The organism is Novosphingobium sp. NBM11 (genome assembly GCF_015390225.1).
Classification (GTDB): Bacteria; Pseudomonadota; Alphaproteobacteria; order Sphingomonadales; family Sphingomonadaceae; genus Novosphingobium.
Genome location: NZ_VUOG01000001.1, coordinates 3102262 through 3121155, shown reverse-complemented (window position 1 = coordinate 3121155; position 18894 = coordinate 3102262). Strand labels below are relative to the sequence as shown.

Genomic DNA, 18894 nt, shown 5'->3' with positions numbered 1-18894 from the left:
ATCTCCTACATTTCGATGCCGTCGTCGGGATCGAGCGACGCCTGCCGCGCGACGCCCTGCATCCGCCGCCGTGCCGCCGCCTGGCGCGCAGCATCCTCGGGTTCGTCCTCGACGATGGAAAACTCCTGCGCGGGCGGTGCGGGCGTCGTCTCCTTCACGATGGCGACATGATCGGGAAGCTCGGGCTCGCGGCGCAGCCCGCTGTTGGCGGCATCCTCCTGGCGCCGGATGATTGCCGCGATCTCGGCGGGATCGGCCGAAGCGGCGAGCCCCGTCCAGTCGTCGGGACGGATTTCCCGAGGTGGCGATGCGGCCGGATCGGGCGGCGGCATGATCCGCGCGGCGAGACGGGGATCGGCGTAGTAAGCAGCCTTCTTCGCGCGGATGGGCTGGACGCCCGACACCATGACGATTTCCTCGTCGGGCGGCAGCTGCATGACCTCGCCCTGGGTCAGAAGCTGGCGGGCGGTTTCGGAGCGCGAGACCATCAGATGCCCGAGCCAGGGCGAGAGCCTGTGCCCGGCGTAGTTCTTCATCGCGCGCATCTCAGTCTTGGTGCCGAGCGCCTTCGACACGCGCTCGCCCGTCTTCTCGTTGTTGGTCGCGAAGCTCACCCGAACATGGCAGTTATCGAGGATCGCATTGTCCTGCCCGTAGGCTTTCTCGATCTGATTGAGCGACTGCGCGATGAGGAAGGATTTCAGGCCATAGCCGGCCATGAACGCCAGCGCGCTCTCGAAAAAGTCCAGGCGCCCGAGCGCGGGAAACTCGTCGAGCATCAGCAGCAGGCGATGACGCCTGGCGCCGCTCGGCAGTTCCTCCGTCAGCCGCCGCCCGATCTGGTTGAGCATCAGGCGGATGAGCGGCTTGGTCCGCGAGATGTCGCTGGGGGGAATGACGAGGTAGAGCGTCGCCGGCTGCTCGCCCGATACGAGATCCATGACGCGCCAGTGGCAGGCGCGCGTGACCCGGGCGACGACGGGATCGCGGTAAAGCCCGAGAAACGACATGGCGGTCGAGAGCACGCCCGAGCGTTCGTTGTCGCTCTTGTTGAGCAGTTCGCGCGCGGCCGAGGCCACCACCGGATGCACGCCGGCTTCGCCGAGATGGGGCGTCGCCATCATCGCGGCCAGCGTCTGCTCGATCGTCCGCGCCGGGTCGGACAGGAAGGCGGCGACACCCGCCAGGGTCTTGTCGGGCTCGGCGTAGAGAACATGCAGGATCGCGCCGACCAGCAACGCGTGGCTGGTTTTCTCCCAGTGGTTGCGCTTCTCCAGGCTGCCTTCGGGATCGACCAGCACGTCGGCCACGTTCTGCACGTCGCGGACTTCCCACTGGCCGCGCCGCACCTCCAGCAGCGGGTTGTAGGCGTCCGACGCCGCGTTGGTCGGGTCGAACAGCAGCACGCGGCCATGCTGCGCGCGGAAGCCCGCGGTCAGCGTCCAGTTCTCGCCCTTGATGTCATGAACGATCGCCGATGCCGGCCAGGTCAGAAGCGAGGGGATCACGAGGCCGACGCCCTTGCCGCTGCGGGTCGGCGCATAGCACAGCACATGCTCGGGGCCGTCGTGGCGCAGATAGGCGCGGCCCAGCTTGCCGAGCACCACACCGTCGTCGCCGAGCAGCCCGGCCGCACGCACCTCGTCCTCGGTCGCCCAGCGCGCCGAGCCATAGGTTTCCGCGTTCTTCGCCTCGCGTGCGCGCCAGACCGACATGGCGATGGCGACAGCGACCGCCACGAAGCCGCCCGACGCGGCGATCCAGGCGCCGGTCTGGAAGATGGCGGGCGCATAGGCGTCGTAGCTGAACCACCACCAGAAGAAGGCGTAGGGCGGATAGACCGGCCAGCCGAGCGCCGTGAACCAGGGTTCGCCAAGCTCGGGCTGATACGCCAGCGCCGCCGCGGTCCATTGTGTGGCGCTCCAGATCGCGGCGACCACGATCAGGAAGACGGCGATGATCTGGCCCCAGAGGATTTTGGTAGCGGGCATGAGAGTCTCCTTCTTTCAGGGGGCGAGGCCGCGCTTGCGGCCCAATGACCATCCGATGCCGCCGCCGTTGCGGGCGATGCCCGCGATCTGGCGCCCGAGCTGGCGTTCAAGGTCGTTCGACCAGGGGACGAGCCGGAAGCCCAACCCGTCGTCGATCATCGCGAAGCGACCGGAGGCGAGCGCGAGGCGCTGGCGGCATGTGCCGGCGACCTTGTCGCCGGGATTGGTAGGCCGGTAGGCGAGCCCCGTCCGGCCCGCGATCTCGGCACCTGTCGCGTCCAGTTCGCGGCGGCGAAGCGTCTCGATCAGGTTGCCTTGCAGGACCACGCGGTTGCCGAAGCGGCGGGCCAGTCCTTCGCGCACGAGATGGTCGGTGCGCTGGTCGAGCGCCCGCTGCACCTCCGATCCGAAGCCGGCGGCCGTCACTCCACGGCCGCGCTCGATCAGACGATGATCGAGCCAGGTCGCGCCTCTCGCCTTCACCTGAGCCGCGAGGTCGAGATCGGATCGCGTCGCCAGGAACAGGGACGGCTTCGGATCGCCCGGCCGGCCGACGGCGCGCAGCTCAACGATGCCGCCGATATCCGGGCTGCGATCCAGCGCCTCGATGCCCGGAAGCCGGACATGGTGGGTGCGCCCGTCGATGCCGTCGATCACGGCATAGGCCGAGCCATGCAGCTCGTCGTGCAACCCCTTGTCGATCAACCGGCCGACGATGGGCTTTTGCGGCGCTGCGCTGACGATCTCGTAAGTGTCGAGCGGGCGCTGCAGGCCGCGACCGTTCAGCGCCTTGCCGATCGTGCGGATGATGTCGCCGCGCGTGCCCAGCTCGCGCAACCTGGCTTGCGCATCCGACGCCAGTGCCCACTGACCGGGCGCGGCCTCGGCTGCGAGCCCCATAGTTTCCAGATGCTGCAAGCGGCCGATCATCAGGCGGCGGACCTGGGGATCGTCGAGTCCGGGCTGCTGGGGGCGCAAGTCGATGACGCCGAGTGCGTCCGCCGTGCGATCGATCTCGGCGTCGAGCCTGGTCCAGCGTTCGGCCGTTACCTCGCGTTCGAGCGCGCGCTGGATTTCATGCTCCGGTTTCGGACCCAGCTCGGCCCAGGCCAGTTCTTCGGCGCGCGAGCGCAGATTGTGGCTGATATAGTCCCGGTTGATGACAAGGTCGGCGCCATGGTCATCGACGCCGCGCACCAGCAGATGGACATGCGGGTTGTCGGTGTTCCAGTGATCGACCGCGACCCATTCGAGCCTGGTGCCGAGATCGGCTTCCATCTGGCGAACGAGATCGCGGGTATATTCGCGAAGGTCCGACAGGTCCGCCGCATCCTCGGGCGAGACGATGATCCTGAAATGATGCCGGTCGTCCTTGCACCGATCGGCGAAGGCGCGATCGTCGGCGCCATCGCCATTGGCGTCGAACATCCGCGCGGGCGATCCGTCGCGGGTGACGCCCTCGCGCTTGAGATAGGCGATGTGCGCGGACAGCGGCGCCCTCGGCCGTCCATTCCGGTGGAAACGGGTGACAGGGACAATCTTGACCAGCACGCGCCGGCCCGATCCGAACAGGCGGCTGCGTGCGAAGGACGTGCGGCCACGGCCGAAGTTCGATTGCCCGCGCTGGCGCGATCCGCCCCAGCCGGCCGTTCGCCGGCCTCCGCCGCTGCGCGCGGCGACGCGGAGCACCTGGACGACAAGTCCTTGCGCCTTGCGGCCCTGGCCGGCTCCCCTGTTCCTGACCTTGCCCGGCCGGACGCGGAAATCCTCGTCCTCGCTCACGGCCGGGCCGCTTTCCGCCGAAAATGGCCCATAGTGCCATTCGGCGCTTTGATTTTGCTGGCTTTTTTCTTCCGAGCGGCACGCTCGCCGACCGACGTACCCGCGCCAAATCGTTGAAAGACATAGGCTTTCAGCGAATTTGGGGCGCGCTTTCTATCTTGCCGTCCCTTCCTTCGGCTTTTTCCTGCCCTTCCAGGCACTTCCACCTTCCAACCGGGCAATCTGAAAACGGGGGCGGTCATGGCGCGCCGCTCGCCTCTCGACGTGCAGCCACCGTGCAATTCGGCCGCGGCGGCGCTGCAACGGGATCGCCCGGCAGCGCGAACTTGAGGCGCCAGGTTCGCCACGCTTCGGCGACGGCGCCGGTGCCGGGGAACAGGTCGTCGAGCGTGTCGTCGGGACGCGCGGCGACCGTCTCGAACGCCCAATGAGCGACCACTTCGGGTTTCGCGCCGGTAAGCCCACGGCGCAGCGTGATCGGGCATTCGATCCAGTCACGCAGGACCAGCCGCTTGCTTACGACCGGCTTGCGCGCGGGCTTCACGATGACGGGTTCCCACGCATAAGCGACCGGCACGTTGCGCTTGAACGCGGCAAAGCCTTTCACCCAGGCCATCCACCGCGCGCCGGTCTCGCGCACGAGCGGCGCGAGCACGGCGACCGATTCCGGCGTCGCGGCGGCATGCAAAATCCAGCCGTCATAGTCTCGCTGGAGCCGCTCGATCAGCGCGGGATGATCGACCTCGCCCGCATAGTCGGGATGATCGCGATAGAGATGCGCGCAGCCGATATAGGGCGGATCGGCATAGGCGATCTTCACGGCTGCCTCCGCCCCGACAGCGCGACGAACAGGCTGTTCGCGGGCGGTTCGACCGCAGCGCGCATGTCAGCCGCGCGTTCGCCGGACGACGTTTCCGGTGCGGCCGGATCGCCGTTCGGCCGCGCCGCGAACAATGCAGCCCTGCGCCATGCAAAAGGATCGGACGGCGGTGCGGCAGCAAGCCGGCTGTCGTCCGCGCCGCCTATGATCGACGCGAGCTTTGCGAGATAGGCGCGCGTCTCGGCGGGCAGCGGACGGCCGCGCGATAGATATTCGTCGTAGCGGCCCGGCCCCGCATTATAGGCCGCCAGCATTGCCATCGCGTTGCCGTAGCGGTCGTGCATCGCGCGCAGGTAAGCCGCGCCCGCCATGATGTTGTCGCGCACATCATAGGGATCGCGTCCCAGCCCGTGGCGCGCGCGCAAGCTCGCCCAGGTGCCGGGCATGATCTGCATGAGGCCCATCGCCCCGGCCGTCGAGACCGCGCGGACATCGCCGTTGCTCTCGACGCGCATCACCGCCCATATCCAGCTTTCCGGGATGCCGAAGCGCCGCGCGGCGTCGGCGACGTGAACGGCATAGGGATGGCTGGCTGCCGTGCGTTCGGCCGGCGTGTCCTGTGCCCGCACAGCGTTCGGCCCGATGCCGGACGACAGCAGCAGGGCCGCGAGCAGGACGGCCAATCCGCCCCCGCTCTTACGCCAGCCTGCCAGCGTGCTCGCTGCGGTAAAGGGTGCGCGCGATGCGCCGGCCGTGGGCCGCCCCCGGATCAAGTCCGGGGCAGACTCTTGACCTTCGCTGCGCGCGCCGGTCAGCCTGCGACCGAGCGGGACGGAGGGATGCGGCTTTTCCGCGAACAAAGGGATGATGATCGAAACAGCCACCGATCAGCTCCGGTCGTCGCGCGGCCGGGGGCGCTTCCATGACAGCCGGAACGTCCGGCCATCGTCGTCGGCGCGGAACAGAACCGGCCGGAACGGCGCCCCGAAGAGCGGGCTGTCGATCTCCAGCGCGATGTAATTGCCCGCGCGTTCGCCGACCCGTTTCCATGCGCCGCCGACTTCCGGGCCGTCCTCGTCGTCGAGGTGGACGCGGTAATCGGGCGCGTTCTCGGCGTCGCCCGGATCGATCGCGACCAGCACGATCTGCTCGTCGACACCGAAATACCGGGCGCGCCCGGCATAGCCATTGGCGGTGGGTTCAAAGATATTCGTCGGCATGGCCAATCTCCTTGGCTTCGGGGGTGGAAGGCGATTGCGACGGCGCGCGCAGATGCAGCGGCGTCGCGCGGCCGATGACGGCGGACGCCGGCAGCGGGCCGAAATAGCGGCCGTCGAGGCTGTCGGGGACGGACGGGTTGAGCAGCAGCAGTTCGCCCGGTTGCAGTGTGCGGCAGCCCCGCCAGACCGGCAGCGGGCGGCCCCGGCCGTCACGCGCGCGGGCGCTGGCGACGGACTGGCTATCGACGCTCACCACGGCGCCGATGCGGCACACGCGCTGCCCGGCTTTCGCGGCGACATGCTTCAGCAGCGGCACGCCCTCGGGCAGATAGCCGCGCGCCGAAAGCCAGCGGGAAAGCCGCTTGGGCGGCGTGACGGCGACCAGCACACCGATAGCGGGATCGCGGTCGGGATGGATGCGGTAGAGCCCGATCGGCGCGCTGGCGCTGGCGTTCCAGATCACGCGCGGGAAAGGATCGGCGACGGCGATCGCGACGAACGCCGCGGCGAAGGCGGACGCGGCGGTGGCCGTCGCCATGACGTAGCGGCGGCGCGTCACCCTTCGATCTCCTTGCGGCGAAGCCAGGCGCGATGCCGCTCCAGCGTGTAAGGGCGCGGCTGGTGTCCCGCGGCGATGCGGTTGTGGACGTGGCGCCAGTGCTCGGGCGCCGCGTCGCAGGGATCGACGCCCGCCGTCTCCACCGCGTCGATCGCGGCGAGCACCTGCTGGACCTTGGGCCAGCTCTCGATGTGCAGGAGGATTTCGCCGCCCGGCCGCACGAACGGCAGCGTCGTATAAGGCTCGCCCGGCGTGACCGCGCGCACCACGTCGATGCGCGAGGCGATCGTGCCATAGTCGTTGGCGGTCCAGCGGACGAAGGCAAACACCGCGCCCGGCCGGAAGCTCATGACGCGCGTCCGGCGTGTGACGATGCGTTCCTGCGCGACGCGGCCGAAGCGTATCCAGTGCTCCAGCTTCTTTTCGATCCAGGTCAGTTCGACTTCGGTCAGCCGCGATCGCGATGCCAGCGCCGTTGGTTCTGTCGGCGTTCGGGCGGCCTGCGCCTGCTCCGCCGCGCGGCGGCGCAGCGCGGCTTCGAACCCGCTGAAGTCTATGCGCTGCGGATGCGCGGGATCGCTCATCGTTCGTCTCCGGTGATGTCGGGGGAGGTTCGCCCGAGCACGACGTCGAGCGCGGCTTCGGTGCGCAGGATGGCGCGGCCGATGGCTTCGGGGATTTGCGGGAGAACGGCGTCGCCGAACGCCTCGACGATCAGGCTGGCCGCAGCCGTCCGCTTTCCAGCGCCGATCGCAACGCGCGTGCCAGCCACCCAGGCGGAAAGCCCATCATCCAGCCGTAGGTGATGGGCAAGGCCGCCGTTCCAGTCAGCCCACGGCTCCGCAGCATCGCCGCCAGCGCGCGGGCGCCCGCCCATTTGTCCGGCGCGCGATCCGTCATCGCGCCGTCCATCACCGCGTCCATCGTCGGCGATTTCCGCCGATCGTAGGCCGGACTCCAGCCGTCCATCCGGCTGTCGCGCTTCGTCGGGGTGGGGAGGATTTCCGCCGCGTGGCGCAACAGGTTCGGCGTGTCGATCTGCGCCTTCGCGCCGTTCGCCCGGCGTCCCGTTTCGATCTCCTGCCGGCTCAATCTCCGTCCGCCGTTCGGTTTGACAGGCGTCGGCATCATGCCCGCGTGCCGGCTCGCATGGCCCTGCAACTGGCTGAGCACATCGCCCCGGCCGCCCTTGTCCGCATCCGATTTGCGCGGCGTCGCGAGGATCATGCGAAGCGGATATGTCGATCCTGCGCCGCCGCCCGCGCCGTCCCTCATCCCGTCCGTCGCCATCGGCGTCGGCAGCCTGTTCTCGCGAAACAGGTCGAACAGACCCGATTCCTTGAGGGCCGTCCGTGCGCCCGATCCACCCTCCAGCCGGATGCCGCCTTGCTGGGATTGCGATACCGGCGTCGGCAAGCTGGCCTGGGTCGTAGCCGATAAGCCAGGACCGCTTGCGGACATGGTTGGCGCCGACATTTTCAGCAGCCACCACGCACGGTTCGCAGGCGTAGCCGAGCGTTTCCAGGAGAAGGAGCAGCCGGTCAGCGCCGCGAGTTCGCAGATTAGCGCTGTTCTCAAAAGCGAACCAGCGAGGGCGGCACTCTCCGACCAGCCGGACGGCTTCGAGGTAGAGGCCCGACCGTTCGCCTTCGATCCCCCTGCCTTTGGTGTTGGCGCTGGAGATGTCCTGGCACGGCGGCGAACCGACGATGATGTCGGGCAGGAATCCAAGTTCAGAAACAAGTCGAGCTGCCGTGAGGGACCGGACATCCGCGTAGAGTCTGACATGGGGATTGTTCTCCGCGTAGAGGATGCGGCGCCATTCGACGATCTCGCAGGCGGCGACGGTGACGAATCCGGCGCGGTGCAGGCCGAGCGACCAGCCGCCCGCCGCGGCGCTGAACAGGTCGAGCGCGCGCATCATTCGCAAAGCCCGTATTCGCTGTCGCAGAGCAGGCCGTGCTCATCGGCGTCGCGCTGCTCCTGCGCGAGGAACAGGTCGTAGTTGCGGCCGCCCCGGCTGGTGCGCGACCACGCGATCGCCCTGTCGATCGTCGCACGTCCATGATCGGCGGGATCGCCGGGCACGGTCGGCGCGGGCAGCAGGGATGCCGGCGCTCCCGATATCGCGGTGCGCCGCGAAACGAGGCTGACCAGCCGTTCCCACTCCCGCACGCGATCGACTTCCGCGGGAAACCGCATGGCCCAGGCGCGCAGTTCGCGCTTCCTAACCATGATGCAGGTCGAGCAGCCGACCCGGCTCATCCCCATCGTGTAGAGCGGGTTATGCCGGAGTCCGTGGCGCTCGGAGATGGCGAAGGCGTCGGCCGCCGACCAGCGAAAGATGGGCCGGTAGAGCACCTTGCGGGCGCCGGAGGGATGCCGCACCGACTGGATCGGCGGCTTCTTCGCCCGCGCCGGGCTTTCGTCGGCGCGCTCGCCGATCCAGTCGATGACCGAGATCCCCGCATCGAGCAGCGGACGCTTGCGATGCATCATCGGGATCAGTTTGGTCTCGTCGGTGCAGAAGCGCGTTTTGGTGCCGGGAAACCGGCCGTGCAGCATCGCCATGTCGAGGAACGGGATGCCGGTGGGATGCAGCAGCTCGAGCGCGCGGTCGATCAGATGATCGGGAACCGGGGGCGAGACCAGGACGGGACATTCGCACGCGGCGAGCCATTGGCCTTTCGTGAGCCTGCCTGCCTGCCACGCGGCCCGGCGCTGGTTGCACGCGCCCTTATGGCGGGTCCGCCGCTTCTCCTTCGACCATTCCTCGCGCAGCATCGCGCGCTTGCGGGCGAAGGCCGCCGCGTCTGTGAGCCCCGGCACGTCGTTCGCCGAGACCGTCTCGATACACAGGCCGGTGCGTTGTCGCAGCCAGCCGTCGAGATACGCGATGTGGTCGAGCGTGATCGGGTTCTCGTGGCCGTTGTCTGCCGAGAGGAACCGCGGCGCGCGGTTGCCGAACGCGGCAAGCCCCCTGCGCTCGATCCGCTCGACCATCCGGCAAAGGACGGCCTGGCTGTCCTTGCCGCCCGAGATGCTGCCGAAGTGCTGGGCGGCGATCATGGCCGCGGTTCCGGCCCGCGCCGCGTAACACGGTGCCGGGATTGATCGCCGCACGCAAAAGGCGTAGTAGTATAGCGTAGGGGAGACGGCGGATTTACTGCCCGATACTTCGCGTCGTCTCGCGAATTATCCACAGCACCAAAGCGCGTTAGAAAGAATACGAAGTATTCTTTACTGTTAGCATAGTTAGAAGAGAGCCGATTCCGCGAGCGATTCCAGAAGCTTGTGCGGAGGTCCGGTTTTTTATAGGCCGAGTCAGCGGTTTTTAATCGGCCGAGTCCGGCGGTTTTCAATAGGCCGAGTCTCATGGCCGGTTATCCACAGCCAGCCCCATGACCCGCGCCGCCTTCTCGAACGGATCGGCGGGCACGGGCGCGAAGGTCAGCCGCTCGCGGCCGAACGCCCGCTCGATCGCCAGCGCGTAGCCCGGCAGCGACTGGCGCTGCACGATGGCGCGCAGCTCGAACGCGAACTGCTTCAAGGGCGAGAGCGCGCCGGATTTCAGGTGAAGGTGCGGGACGTCGAAGCTCCAGCCGCCTTCCTGCTGGCCGCCATGCTTGCGCACGATCCGGTAGAGCCAGCGTTCCAGCCCGCCCGTTAGGTCGAAATAGGCCCGGTCGATGGTGAGCACGAACGTGCGGTCGACGACGCCGGCATAGAACCAGTCCGGCAGGATCAGCTCCAGTCCAAGCGGACGGCCGTCGCCGTCGAGCCGTTCCTGCCACTCGTTGATCCACGAGAAGCGATGGCGTCGCCGCTGGTGCTGCTGGCGGATCGAGGTGGCGACCGTGGTGGATTGCAGCCGGTCGAGCGCGGCCTTCAGCCGGTCATAATGATCCTTGCCGGTGCCTCGTCCGGTGAATGTGAGGATTTCGTGCGGCGTCGTCGCCATCAGGCGCGAGGTCGGCAGCCCCGCGTCGCGCGCGGCGACGATCTGGCTCGCCGCCCATATCAGCACGTCGGCGTCCCATATGGTCGCCATGCCATGTTCGGGCACGGCCTCGACCGATATCCAGGTCGCGCCCATGCGGAAATCGATCGGCGTCACCCGCCTGCGCTTGGCGAGGCTGAAGAACGGCCAGGCCATGAGGTCCTGGGCATCGCGCGGCGCGATATCGCGCCCGAGCGAGGGGAACAGCGCGAGTTGGGCGCGCTCGCCGGAACGGGAGGCGGTGCGCGGCATCATCGGCGGCTCTGCGTGATCGCCGCATCCCGCTGCGGCATGAGATCGTTCTGGCCGGGGTCGGACGTGGAATATTTGGTGCCGAGGTCGGCCCAGGCGCGCAGGTCGTCGACCGAATAGACCACCCGTCCGCCGATCCGGCGATAGGCCGGGCCGCTCCCGAAATAGCGGTGCTTCTCAAGCGTGCGGCCGGAAAGGCCAAGGAAGCGCGCCGCCTCGGGGGTCCGCAGGTAGCGGGGCGGAAGGGTCACGGGCGGTCGGGACAAGGGGCGTCTCCTGCGAGGCGGGGTGGCAGGAGGCGATCATGGCGAAGTGCTCACGGCAGGGTGGGGAACGAAGATTCGCAGCTGCGCCGATGTGACCACCCCCCGGCCGCTGTCATGCGGCGGGCGCTATCAGCGGAAGCGCAGCAGCTTGCGGTAGTCGCCCTTCATCATGGCGGTGGCGTCGCGCACCAGGCGATAAGCGAAGGACCGGGCGTCCGAATTCTTGAAATCGGATGCCGAGAGATGCGCGGCCTCGTCCCTGCCGAGCGCGATCGCGATTTGGCGGTATGTCGCCCCGGCGAGGCGCAGATCGAGCGCGCGAAGCATCAGCTCGAGCCGGGCCGCGCGGATCGGGGTGAGCGGCCATCCGCGCGGCAATGGGCCGGTTCGCTTGCCCGACATGAGTCGATGGAAACGCAGCAGGCTGAGGATGCGCTTGATGAAGTCCTTGTCGAGCGGGACGATCGCGGCGAGCGGCCGGCCGGGCGTCGGATCGCGCAGCCACAGCCGATGCTCGCCGGCCGCGTCAGCGACGACGACATGCCGGCCGTCGATTCCGGCCTGGTCGGCGAGCAGCGCGCCCAGCGCCAGCGGATCGACCGCCTTGGCGCCGGTATATCCTTCCGGCGCAGCGTCGAGGATCACGGTGACGGCGGTGAGTTCCGGCCGCCAGATCACCGTGCCCGACAGCTCATCAGGCAGATAGGCGAAAGGACAACCCCCAGCGGCGGGCGAGCGTCGTTCGCTCGCTGGCCGGGGCGTTCGGGTTCAGTCGCGCCCGCTCTGCGCGATACTGGCGGTTGCGTTGCAGGAACGCGGCGGCGAATTCGGCCCGGCCCGGCGTGTCCGGCGCATTGCCGGCACGCCGCGCGCGCCCTTCGGGCGTCATTGGCATGGGATCATCCTCTCCAGCCGCTCATTGTGCGGAGTCTGGACCGCCGAGGATCGGGAGAAGCACTGCATCCCGACAGCGCGAAGGCCGCGCCAGGCGATGCCGGCCGCGCATCGGAATCCACGACCGGAAAAATCCATTTCGGTCTGAATGTTAACTTATTCGATGGCGCGCGGGCCGAGCAGATATGCGTAGCCCACTTCGGTCATCCAGCGCGCGCGGGCGAGATGGCTCTCATGCATCGCGCGGGCGCGTTCGGGTTCCGCGGCCGGATCGATCCCGAAGATATGCGCCGCCGCGTCGCGCCAGTCGGCGCCCTCGTCGTCGGTATCGAGCAGGCGGATATAGTCGGCGAGGTGATCCTCGTCATAGGCGGTGAGCCGCGGCGCGTCGGGCGCGCGATCCTTGAAATGCTTGCCGGTCATAACGCCCCCGTTCCTCCAGTCCCGTTAACCTTTTAGACCGAAACGGAGACGATTCTATACGCACGGCGGGCATGGCTTCGCGCGTCGTCCGCAATGGTCGGGTTCCAGGTCAGCAGCGGTTCGTCTGCGGTGCGCCCCCGCAAACTTCGCTCCTGACCCTGATCGGGGAGTTGGAAAACCGGAATATCTCGGTCCCTGTGACCTTTAGCCCGGAAGCCTGTTGTATACGTCACAGGCTCCCCGACCATGTGGTCAAGGATAGCGGCGCCGTCACGGCCGACGCCCAACCGGATATTCAGGGGTTTCCACGCCCCAGGCCGCCGCGTAGCGGCCCACGTCTTTCTTAGGACGGGGACGCCGTTCTGGCTACTGTCTCTTGCGAGCCGGGCGATGCCCGGCGAGCGCGCGCCATGACGGCCGCGCGGACCTATGGGCCGCGCGGCCGCCGCTGCTCCGGGCAGGACCTGCAGCCGGTTGTCGGTTGTCGGTTGTCGGTTCTCAATATCGGCCCGAGAAAGGCAAGAACGGCTGTTCTTTCCAGCTTCGGTCAACACGGCGGTAGGTCAGCCGCCGGCAGCGAAATGCGTTCCAGGTCCAAATCAGCGGCTCAAAGCCGTGCCACCAATCGGCGTCAATGTCGCCGCAACGCCCTTCAAAGCAAAGCTTATGGCGCGCGTCATAGAGTCGAAACTCCATCGGCAAACTGTCGCCCTCGTTCGTGCCGGCATAGGCGATGCTTCCTTCGGCATCTTCACCGACCCCGGCAAGGGAAGTGCCCATATGATCGGATGTGATAATCCAGCGCATGATATAATTCCTTGTGAGGGTGGCGCCCGCCGCAGGGACGGGCGCGAATGATGGGAAAGGGTGGCGACCTATGCGGCCGCCCGGCGATGCTGCCGCGCGGCAAGCCGCTTGCTGGCGGTGTGATAGTGGCCGTTGTCCAGTTCTATGCCGGTCCAGTCGCGCCCGAGTTGCTGGGCTGCCGCAAGGGTCGAACCGCTACCGCTGAATGGGTCCAGGACAAGGTCGCCCGGCTGCGTGAAAGCCTCGATCAATGGCGCCAGTGCTTCAACCGGCTTCTGCGTGGGGTGCAGGCGGTTCCCGCTGTAAGGAAAATCGAGCACATCGGGGATAGGCCGTGTCGGACGGACGGGATTGCCCTTTGCCAACAAATAGGCTTGCTCATGTTCATAGCGAAGGAAGCGGGCCGATGACGCATAACGCTTGCGGAAAACAAGATGGCCGACGATGCGGAAGCCTGCCGCCTTCCATGCATCCATGAACAAATCGACTTTGTTCCAGCCATAGAAGGAAACCGCAAAGCCGCCATCCTTCAAGACGCGGTGCATTTCCCGAAACGCCGGACGCAGCCACCGGCCGTTATCGTCATTGGCGACCTTGCGCCCCTGGCGGTCCCGGTAGCGGGTCACATAGGGCGGATCGGTCAGGATGAAATCCACCGTGCCGCTATCGAAAGCCTGCATCACTTCAATGCAATCACCGTTGAAGATCACATCGCGGGGAGCCTGTGCCTTGCTGGTCATATCTCAAATCCTTTGGTTCTGAAGTTCAGCGAAGCGGAATGCCGCGCCTGAACTTCTGCCCGGCGGCGAGCCAAGGGTAGCAACGGGGCAAGGGCGGCCGGGGCGGAGGGGAATCACCCGCCTGCACAAGCGAAGCGCGGAAGGTGGGGATACCGCCCCGGACGGTTCCACTTACCTTGACCGGCGCGAGGACTACGTCCTTAGCAACGATCGCGCCGCCTTGGCGGCGCGAAAAGCAAATGACAGCCGGGATTACCGGCGCGGCCTTCAGGCCGATCCCTGCTCGATCCCCCCAGACCGCTATCCTGCGAGGCACAAAAAAACCCGATGGCGTGGGGCGCCATCGGGTGCTGTCCGCCTTACAGGTCGCGGTAGGCTGCAACCTCATCGCTGAGGTAGGGGATGTATCCGTGGGCGCGTGCCAGTTCGCGCGCTTCCCACTTCCGTTCCCATTCCGGCTTGGCCTGCTCGGCGGCCATCTTCCGGTCGGCCCTGGCCTTGTTGATCCTGCGAATCTTTGCCCAATCCTTTTTCATGTCTGCCTCCTGTGTGCTGGCGTTGCTGATGCATCAGGCAGGCTTTGGCGGGCGACGCGGGCAAGCTGAAAAACGGAGGGTCCGCTTGCGGAAACCGTAGGCGCTGGCGCCGGTTTTCTGCTTGGTGGCTATGCCACTTCCCGCATGAGGCGCCCGGCAAAGCCAGATGCGCTAATCAGCAACCAGCCCGGGAGGGAGATGAACGGATTTTCGGGCAAAGCGGGATCGGCAAGGCTAGGGCCATAGTGGAAAACACGCCGGGCAAGGTAGGAATGGGGGCAGAAGTGGGACGCTTCCCCTGCACTTTGCGCGCATGGATGCCTCCGTCGACCAGGATGCGGAGTCCTGGGCTTACCGTTATCTGGCTGGGCGGGCGCCTGTAGCGAGTATGGCATCGTCCGGTGGCAGGCCGATGCAATGGCTGGTGCGGTTTCGCACGGCGCAGATCCTTTATGGAAAACTGGAAGCGCCCCGCCATTGCTGGCGGGACGCTTCCGCGGTCAGTCGACCTTCAGCTCGAACTTGCCCGTTGTCTCGGTCGAGACAAGCCGGAGATGAACGTCCGGCGCCAGGACCGGATTGAGTTTGAGCGAAGCGTAGGGCTTCTGGTCCTTGGTGGCCTTGAGCCAGCCCACACCGAATTCCACGCGTTCATCGTCGGCGGCAACGATGCGATAGTCGGGCGACTTGTCGCTTGCCTTGTCGCCGATCCGAAGGATTTCCACCTTCTCGCTGAGACCGAAAAAGCGGATTTCGCCGTGAAAGCCGCGATCGGTCGCTTTGAAGTTTCCGCAGATCATGTCGTCAGTCCTTTCTTGACTCGGGACCGCGCCCTTCGCGGCCTCGTGGCGTGTCGAAGATCGGGGACGTTCGGCTGCGCACCGCTTGCGGCCTATGGACGGCCAAAGGGCCGCTTTTTTGCTTCGCGCTGCAAAGCCGAAGGCGGCGGAAAAAAGCTGCCCGGCGCCGTTGCGCCGCCAGGTGGACACGATCAGATCAAGCCACGAGGGAGGCCGCGAGGGTCGGTCGGGCAGGCAGGACGGGAGACAATGCTGCACCCGGTATTTCAGCGGACCCAGCAGCGATGGCTGGGTTATGGCTTTCGCGTCGGCGTGGCAGGATTCACGGGCGAGCGAACAGCGCGGTGAATAGGCGCTCGGCTTCGGCCATGCCGTCGTCGGTCAGATGCACCGACTTTGCCTTGCGCGCAGGATCGGAGATCAGCCCGCGTTCGTGCAGTCGATCCATCGCGCTCCAGTCGAAGCCTTTCCAGGCCGTGCCGGTGGTGCTGAGGTTGAGCCATAGCAGGGCAAGCACCGCCTCGTCGATTCTGTCGGTGTCGGTGTCGGTGTCCGTCCGCGAGTCCATGCGCGGGAGGATAGCAAACCGGGCTGCACACGGCATCCACGATCCCGCCGTGAGCACTTATCTTTGCTACGCTACACTTCGCTATTTCCGCCTTGCGCCGCCGTGCGCCGAATCCCGCCGCCGTTGCTACGGGTCCGGCATGTATGCGCCCGAGGGCGATTTTGCTGGATTCCCGAGAGATGCGCGGCAGCTTGAGCAATATGGGACTCTCTCGCAAACGTCGCCGCCGCGCACCCCGCGGCTGGTCGGAAGGGCTGGAAGACCTGCACGATTACATGCAGCCGCAGCCGACGCGCGCGTCGGCGCGCAAGAATGCCGCCAGCGCGCCGATCGTCGTTACCGACGACTGGCCCGAGCAGGTTCCCATCGGCGATGCCGAGTTGCGCGTCATCGAAGGCGCTTTTCGTGAGGAGCTGGACGCCCTGTTCGGGCCGCTCCCCTAAAACGGCCAATGGAAAGGGGTTGAAATGTTCGTCAAAGTGACGTACATTGTAGCGGAAATGGATAAGTCAGGAGTCGGTCCCATGCCGCGCAAACAAGCCGTAGCGGAGTCCGCCAGAGCCAATCGCGTCGAGCGGCTCGGCTTCCGTATTGACGAAGAAACGAAGGATTTGATCGAGCGGGCAGCTCACCTCACGCGGCGCAAGGTCAGCGACTTTTGCGTGACAGCGCTAGCCGACACGGCGCGGCGAACGATCGCCGAGCATGAAACGCTCGTGCTGTCGGATCGCGACCGCGCGGCGTTCTTCGATGCGCTCATCAATCCGCCCGAGCCCAGCGAGCGGCTGATCCGCGCTCTCCAGGAGCACCGGCGCCGGGTTGCGTCCTGATCATGACGGCGCATGCGGATTTGCAGGTCGAGCCGCTGGGGCCGCATCACGACCGCGAGGGATTTTCCTGCGGCATCGACAGTCTCGATCGATATTTGCGGAGGCAGGCGGGCCAGGACATGCGCCGCCGCTCGGCTGGTGTGTTCGTTCTCGCCGAGCGTGCAAATCCCGGCGTGGTTCTCGGCTATTACACGCTTAGTCAGGCCAACATCGCGCAGGGCGACATTCCGGCAGCGGCGCGAAAGCATGTCCCGCGTTACCCGCTCGTCGCCGCGACGCTGATCGGCCAGCTCGCGGTGTCGCAAGCGAGGCAGGGCGAACGCCTTGGGGCGATCCTGATCGCCGATGCCGTCGAGCGCGTCTGGGCGACGGCCGCGACAGCTGGCTCGTCGATACTCGTCGTGGACGCCATCAATGATCGCGCGGCAGCCTTCTACGAAGGCAATGGCTTCGTGCGCCTGCCAGATTCCCAACGCCTCGTGCTGCCGATGCACACTATTCAAAGATTGGTCGAACGATGACGAACGCTGCTCTCGCCCCCTCGGAAACCGGAGCCGTGCAACCGGCGCTGCGGGCCGCGCTCTACCTGCGCGTCTCGTCGCCGCGTTCGGCCGAGAGCGATCTGTCGATCCCGGACCAGCGCCGCCAGACGTCGAGCTATTGCCACTCGAACGGCTGGGAAGTCGCGGCCGAGTTTGTCGAGCCGGGGGTTTCGGGCACAGACGATCGCCGTCCCGCCTTCCAGGAAATGATCGACGCGGCGCTGGAAAGGCCGTCGCCCTTCGACGTGATCGTGGTCCATAGCTTCTCGCGCTTTTTCCGCGATCAATTCCAGTTCGAGTTCTACCTCCGCAAGCTGGCGAAGAACGGCGTGCAGCTCGTCTCCATCACGCAGATTCTCGGCGATGATCCGATGAGCGAGATGATGCGGAAAATCATGACGCTGTTCGACGAATATCAGTCGAAGGAGAACGGCAAGCATACGCTGCGCGCGATGAACGAAAACGCCCGGCAGGGTTTCTGGAATGGCGCCCGTCCTCCGATCGGCTATCGCGCGGTCGCGGCCGAGCAGCGCGGCGCGAAGATCAAGAAAAAGCTGGAGATCGATCCGCTCCACGCCGAAACGGTGCGCCGCATTTTCCGGCTGGCGCTGGAAGGCGCGGATGGGCGCGGGCCGATCGGGGTCATGGCGATCGCGTGCTGGCTCAATGAGAATAATATCCGCACGCGCTATGGCGGTCGGTGGGGCAAGGGCATGGTCCATCAGGTGCTGACGCGGACCACCTATATCGGCGAGCACCGCTTCAACACCTATGACGTGAAGAAGGGGCGCGCGAAGCCGGAGACCGAGCACGCCATCATGGAGGTGCCGCCGATCATAACGGTGGCGGAGTTCGAGGCCGTGCAGCGATCCTTGAAAGCGCGCAGCCCGAAGATGATGCCGCCGCGGGCGGTGGGCGGATCGACGCTCTTGACGGGCATCTGCTTCTGCGCCTGTTGCGGTGGCGCGATGACGCTGCGCACCGGCACCAGCCGGAGTGGGCAGGAGTATCGCTACTACACCTGCGCGACCAAGGCGACGAAAGGGAAGACGGGATGCCCCGGCGTCTCGCTTCCGATGGATCGGCTGAACGAGGCGGTGATCGAGCACCTGGAGAAGCGGCTGCTCGATCCCGCGCGCCTTGAAGTGCTGATGGACCAGCTTATTGCCCGACGCGACGAATGGGTGACCGAGCGCCGCCAGCACGTCGCCGAGATGGAACGGCGCGCGACTGAGGTCGAGACCAAGCTTTCCCGGCTCTATGAAGCGATCGAGAATGGATTGGTCGATATGGGCGATCCGTCGCTCAAGGCGCGGATTGCCGAGCTGACCACCATCCGCGACCAGGCCAGAGGCGATGCCGAGCGCGCGGTCGCACACATTGAGCGGATCAGCCCGGAGATCACGGTCGAGAGCCTTCACGCCTTCGCGCTGGTCGCCAAACGCAAGCTCCGCCACGACGATGGCTCCTATGCGCGAAACCATATTCGGGCGGTGGCCCAGCGGGTCGAGGTCCACAGCAAGACGGATGTGCGAATCTGCGGCACGCGCACCGAGTTGCTGCGCACCCTCACCGCCGTCTCTGGCGTAGAGGCGGCGGTGCTAGGGACTCGGGCTTTTGGACCGAAATGGTGCCGCTTAGGTGACTCGAACACCTGACCCCATCATTACGAATGATGTGCTCTACCGGCTGAGCTAAAGCGGCCTACCCCGTGGGCAGGGGCGCCGTTTACAGAGGGCGCGCGGGGAACGCAATGGGTTTTGCGCAATTTCTTGCCTCCCTTCATTCCGGCGTGGAAACGCGGCGAAACTGGTGGCGATTGGCTGCATGATGATGCCCCCGACGATCCATTGGGCTGCCTTGC

Annotated in this window: 23 protein-coding genes and 1 tRNA gene; 4 read left to right on the top strand and 20 right to left on the bottom strand. The window is 66.5% G+C overall.

The genetic code is table 11. The features are described 5' to 3' along the window. Positions 1-5: 5 nt before the first annotated feature. From F1640_RS15310 to F1640_RS15220, 19 genes are all read right to left on the bottom strand, one after another. On the bottom strand, positions 6-1991 hold the full coding sequence (locus tag F1640_RS15310) for a conjugal transfer protein TraG (protein ID WP_060977341.1): 1986 nt from the start codon (positions 1989-1991) through the stop codon (positions 6-8). Positions 1992-2006: 15 nt separating this feature from the next. Next, positions 2007-3773, bottom strand: a complete 1767-nt coding sequence (locus F1640_RS15305; protein WP_060977340.1) for a DUF3363 domain-containing protein — start codon at positions 3771-3773, stop codon at positions 2007-2009. 238 nt (positions 3774-4011) lie between these two features. Next, positions 4012-4593, bottom strand: a complete 582-nt coding sequence (locus tag F1640_RS15300) for a hypothetical protein (RefSeq protein WP_060977339.1) — start codon at positions 4591-4593, stop codon at positions 4012-4014. Next, entirely contained in the window at positions 4590-5477 is an 888-nt protein-coding gene (locus tag F1640_RS15295; RefSeq protein WP_060977338.1) for a lytic transglycosylase domain-containing protein, read from the bottom strand. The genes F1640_RS15300 and F1640_RS15295 overlap by 4 nt, the downstream gene beginning before the upstream one ends. Positions 5478-5480: 3 nt before the next feature. Further along, the gene (locus tag F1640_RS15290) at positions 5481-5813 is read right to left on the bottom strand and encodes a DUF736 domain-containing protein (RefSeq protein ID WP_060977337.1); all 333 of its coding nucleotides are present in this window, start codon (positions 5811-5813) and stop codon (positions 5481-5483) included. Continuing rightward, positions 5794-6372: a S26 family signal peptidase gene (locus F1640_RS15285; protein WP_060977336.1), complete on the bottom strand. Its 579-nt coding sequence runs from the start codon at positions 6370-6372 to the stop codon at positions 5794-5796. Before F1640_RS15285 ends, F1640_RS15290 begins: the two co-directional genes overlap by 20 nt. After that, positions 6369-6956, bottom strand: a complete 588-nt coding sequence (locus tag F1640_RS15280) for a DUF2840 domain-containing protein (RefSeq protein WP_082730629.1) — start codon at positions 6954-6956, stop codon at positions 6369-6371. Before F1640_RS15280 ends, F1640_RS15285 begins: the two co-directional genes overlap by 4 nt. After that, complete coding sequence (locus tag F1640_RS15275) at positions 6953-8296, bottom strand: DNA cytosine methyltransferase (protein ID WP_062346144.1); 1344 nt, start codon at positions 8294-8296, stop codon at positions 6953-6955. Before F1640_RS15275 ends, F1640_RS15280 begins: the two co-directional genes overlap by 4 nt. Further along, on the bottom strand, positions 8293-9441 hold the full coding sequence (locus F1640_RS15270; RefSeq protein WP_060977334.1) for a phosphoadenosine phosphosulfate reductase family protein: 1149 nt from the start codon (positions 9439-9441) through the stop codon (positions 8293-8295). Before F1640_RS15270 ends, F1640_RS15275 begins: the two co-directional genes overlap by 4 nt. Before the next feature lie 304 nt (positions 9442-9745). Then, positions 9746-10624: a replication initiator protein A gene (locus F1640_RS15265; RefSeq protein WP_060977362.1), complete on the bottom strand. Its 879-nt coding sequence runs from the start codon at positions 10622-10624 to the stop codon at positions 9746-9748. Then, positions 10624-10890 (bottom strand): AlpA family transcriptional regulator, encoded by a 267-nt coding sequence (locus F1640_RS15260; RefSeq protein ID WP_060977333.1) that lies wholly within the window; start codon positions 10888-10890, stop codon positions 10624-10626. The genes F1640_RS15265 and F1640_RS15260 overlap by 1 nt, the downstream gene beginning before the upstream one ends. Positions 10891-11019: 129 nt before the next feature. Further along, complete coding sequence (locus F1640_RS15255) at positions 11020-11568, bottom strand: DUF2285 domain-containing protein (RefSeq protein ID WP_208597816.1); 549 nt, start codon at positions 11566-11568, stop codon at positions 11020-11022. Between the two features lie 16 nt (positions 11569-11584). Further along, positions 11585-11785: a transcriptional regulator domain-containing protein gene (locus tag F1640_RS15250; RefSeq protein WP_075151006.1), complete on the bottom strand. Its 201-nt coding sequence runs from the start codon at positions 11783-11785 to the stop codon at positions 11585-11587. Positions 11786-11940: 155 nt separating this feature from the next. Then, a complete protein-coding gene (locus F1640_RS15245) occupies positions 11941-12207 on the bottom strand; it encodes a DNA -binding domain-containing protein (protein WP_060977331.1) in 267 nt (88 codons plus the stop codon). A gap of 498 nt (positions 12208-12705) precedes the next feature. Continuing rightward, positions 12706-13014, bottom strand: coding sequence for a hypothetical protein (locus F1640_RS15240; RefSeq protein WP_060977330.1), 309 nt, complete (start codon positions 13012-13014; stop codon positions 12706-12708). A 68-nt stretch (positions 13015-13082) separates the two neighbouring features. Then, the gene (locus F1640_RS15235; RefSeq protein WP_060977329.1) at positions 13083-13754 is read right to left on the bottom strand and encodes a DNA methyltransferase; all 672 of its coding nucleotides are present in this window, start codon (positions 13752-13754) and stop codon (positions 13083-13085) included. Positions 13755-14113: 359 nt separating this feature from the next. Further along, on the bottom strand, positions 14114-14290 hold the full coding sequence (locus F1640_RS15230) for a hypothetical protein (RefSeq protein ID WP_155645922.1): 177 nt from the start codon (positions 14288-14290) through the stop codon (positions 14114-14116). Between the two features lie 500 nt (positions 14291-14790). Continuing rightward, positions 14791-15279 carry a DUF736 domain-containing protein gene (locus F1640_RS25840; protein WP_223806432.1) on the bottom strand — a complete coding sequence of 163 codons (489 nt, stop codon included), beginning with the start codon at positions 15277-15279 and terminating at the stop codon, positions 14791-14793. 133 nt (positions 15280-15412) lie between these two features. Next, positions 15413-15658 carry a DUF6429 family protein gene (locus tag F1640_RS15220; RefSeq protein ID WP_060977327.1) on the bottom strand — a complete coding sequence of 82 codons (246 nt, stop codon included), beginning with the start codon at positions 15656-15658 and terminating at the stop codon, positions 15413-15415. A gap of 179 nt (positions 15659-15837) precedes the next feature. On the opposite strand from F1640_RS15220, the gene F1640_RS15215 reads away from it, so the two are divergent. From F1640_RS15215 to F1640_RS15200, 4 genes are all read left to right on the top strand, one after another. Beyond that, on the top strand, positions 15838-16101 hold the full coding sequence (locus F1640_RS15215; RefSeq protein WP_060977326.1) for a hypothetical protein: 264 nt from the start codon (positions 15838-15840) through the stop codon (positions 16099-16101). 81 nt (positions 16102-16182) lie between these two features. After that, positions 16183-16488, top strand: a complete 306-nt coding sequence (locus F1640_RS15210; RefSeq protein WP_060977325.1) for a DUF1778 domain-containing protein — start codon at positions 16183-16185, stop codon at positions 16486-16488. A 2-nt stretch (positions 16489-16490) separates the two neighbouring features. After that, on the top strand, positions 16491-17009 hold the full coding sequence (locus F1640_RS15205) for a GNAT family N-acetyltransferase (RefSeq protein WP_060977324.1): 519 nt from the start codon (positions 16491-16493) through the stop codon (positions 17007-17009). Then, the gene (locus F1640_RS15200) at positions 17006-18688 is read left to right on the top strand and encodes a recombinase family protein (RefSeq protein ID WP_124807689.1); all 1683 of its coding nucleotides are present in this window, start codon (positions 17006-17008) and stop codon (positions 18686-18688) included. The genes F1640_RS15205 and F1640_RS15200 overlap by 4 nt, the downstream gene beginning before the upstream one ends. Here F1640_RS15200 and F1640_RS15195 read toward each other — a convergent pair. Then, a tRNA-Thr gene (locus F1640_RS15195) sits at positions 18659-18734 on the bottom strand. The genes F1640_RS15200 and F1640_RS15195 overlap by 30 nt on opposite strands. Between the last annotated feature and the right edge of the window lie 160 nt (positions 18735-18894).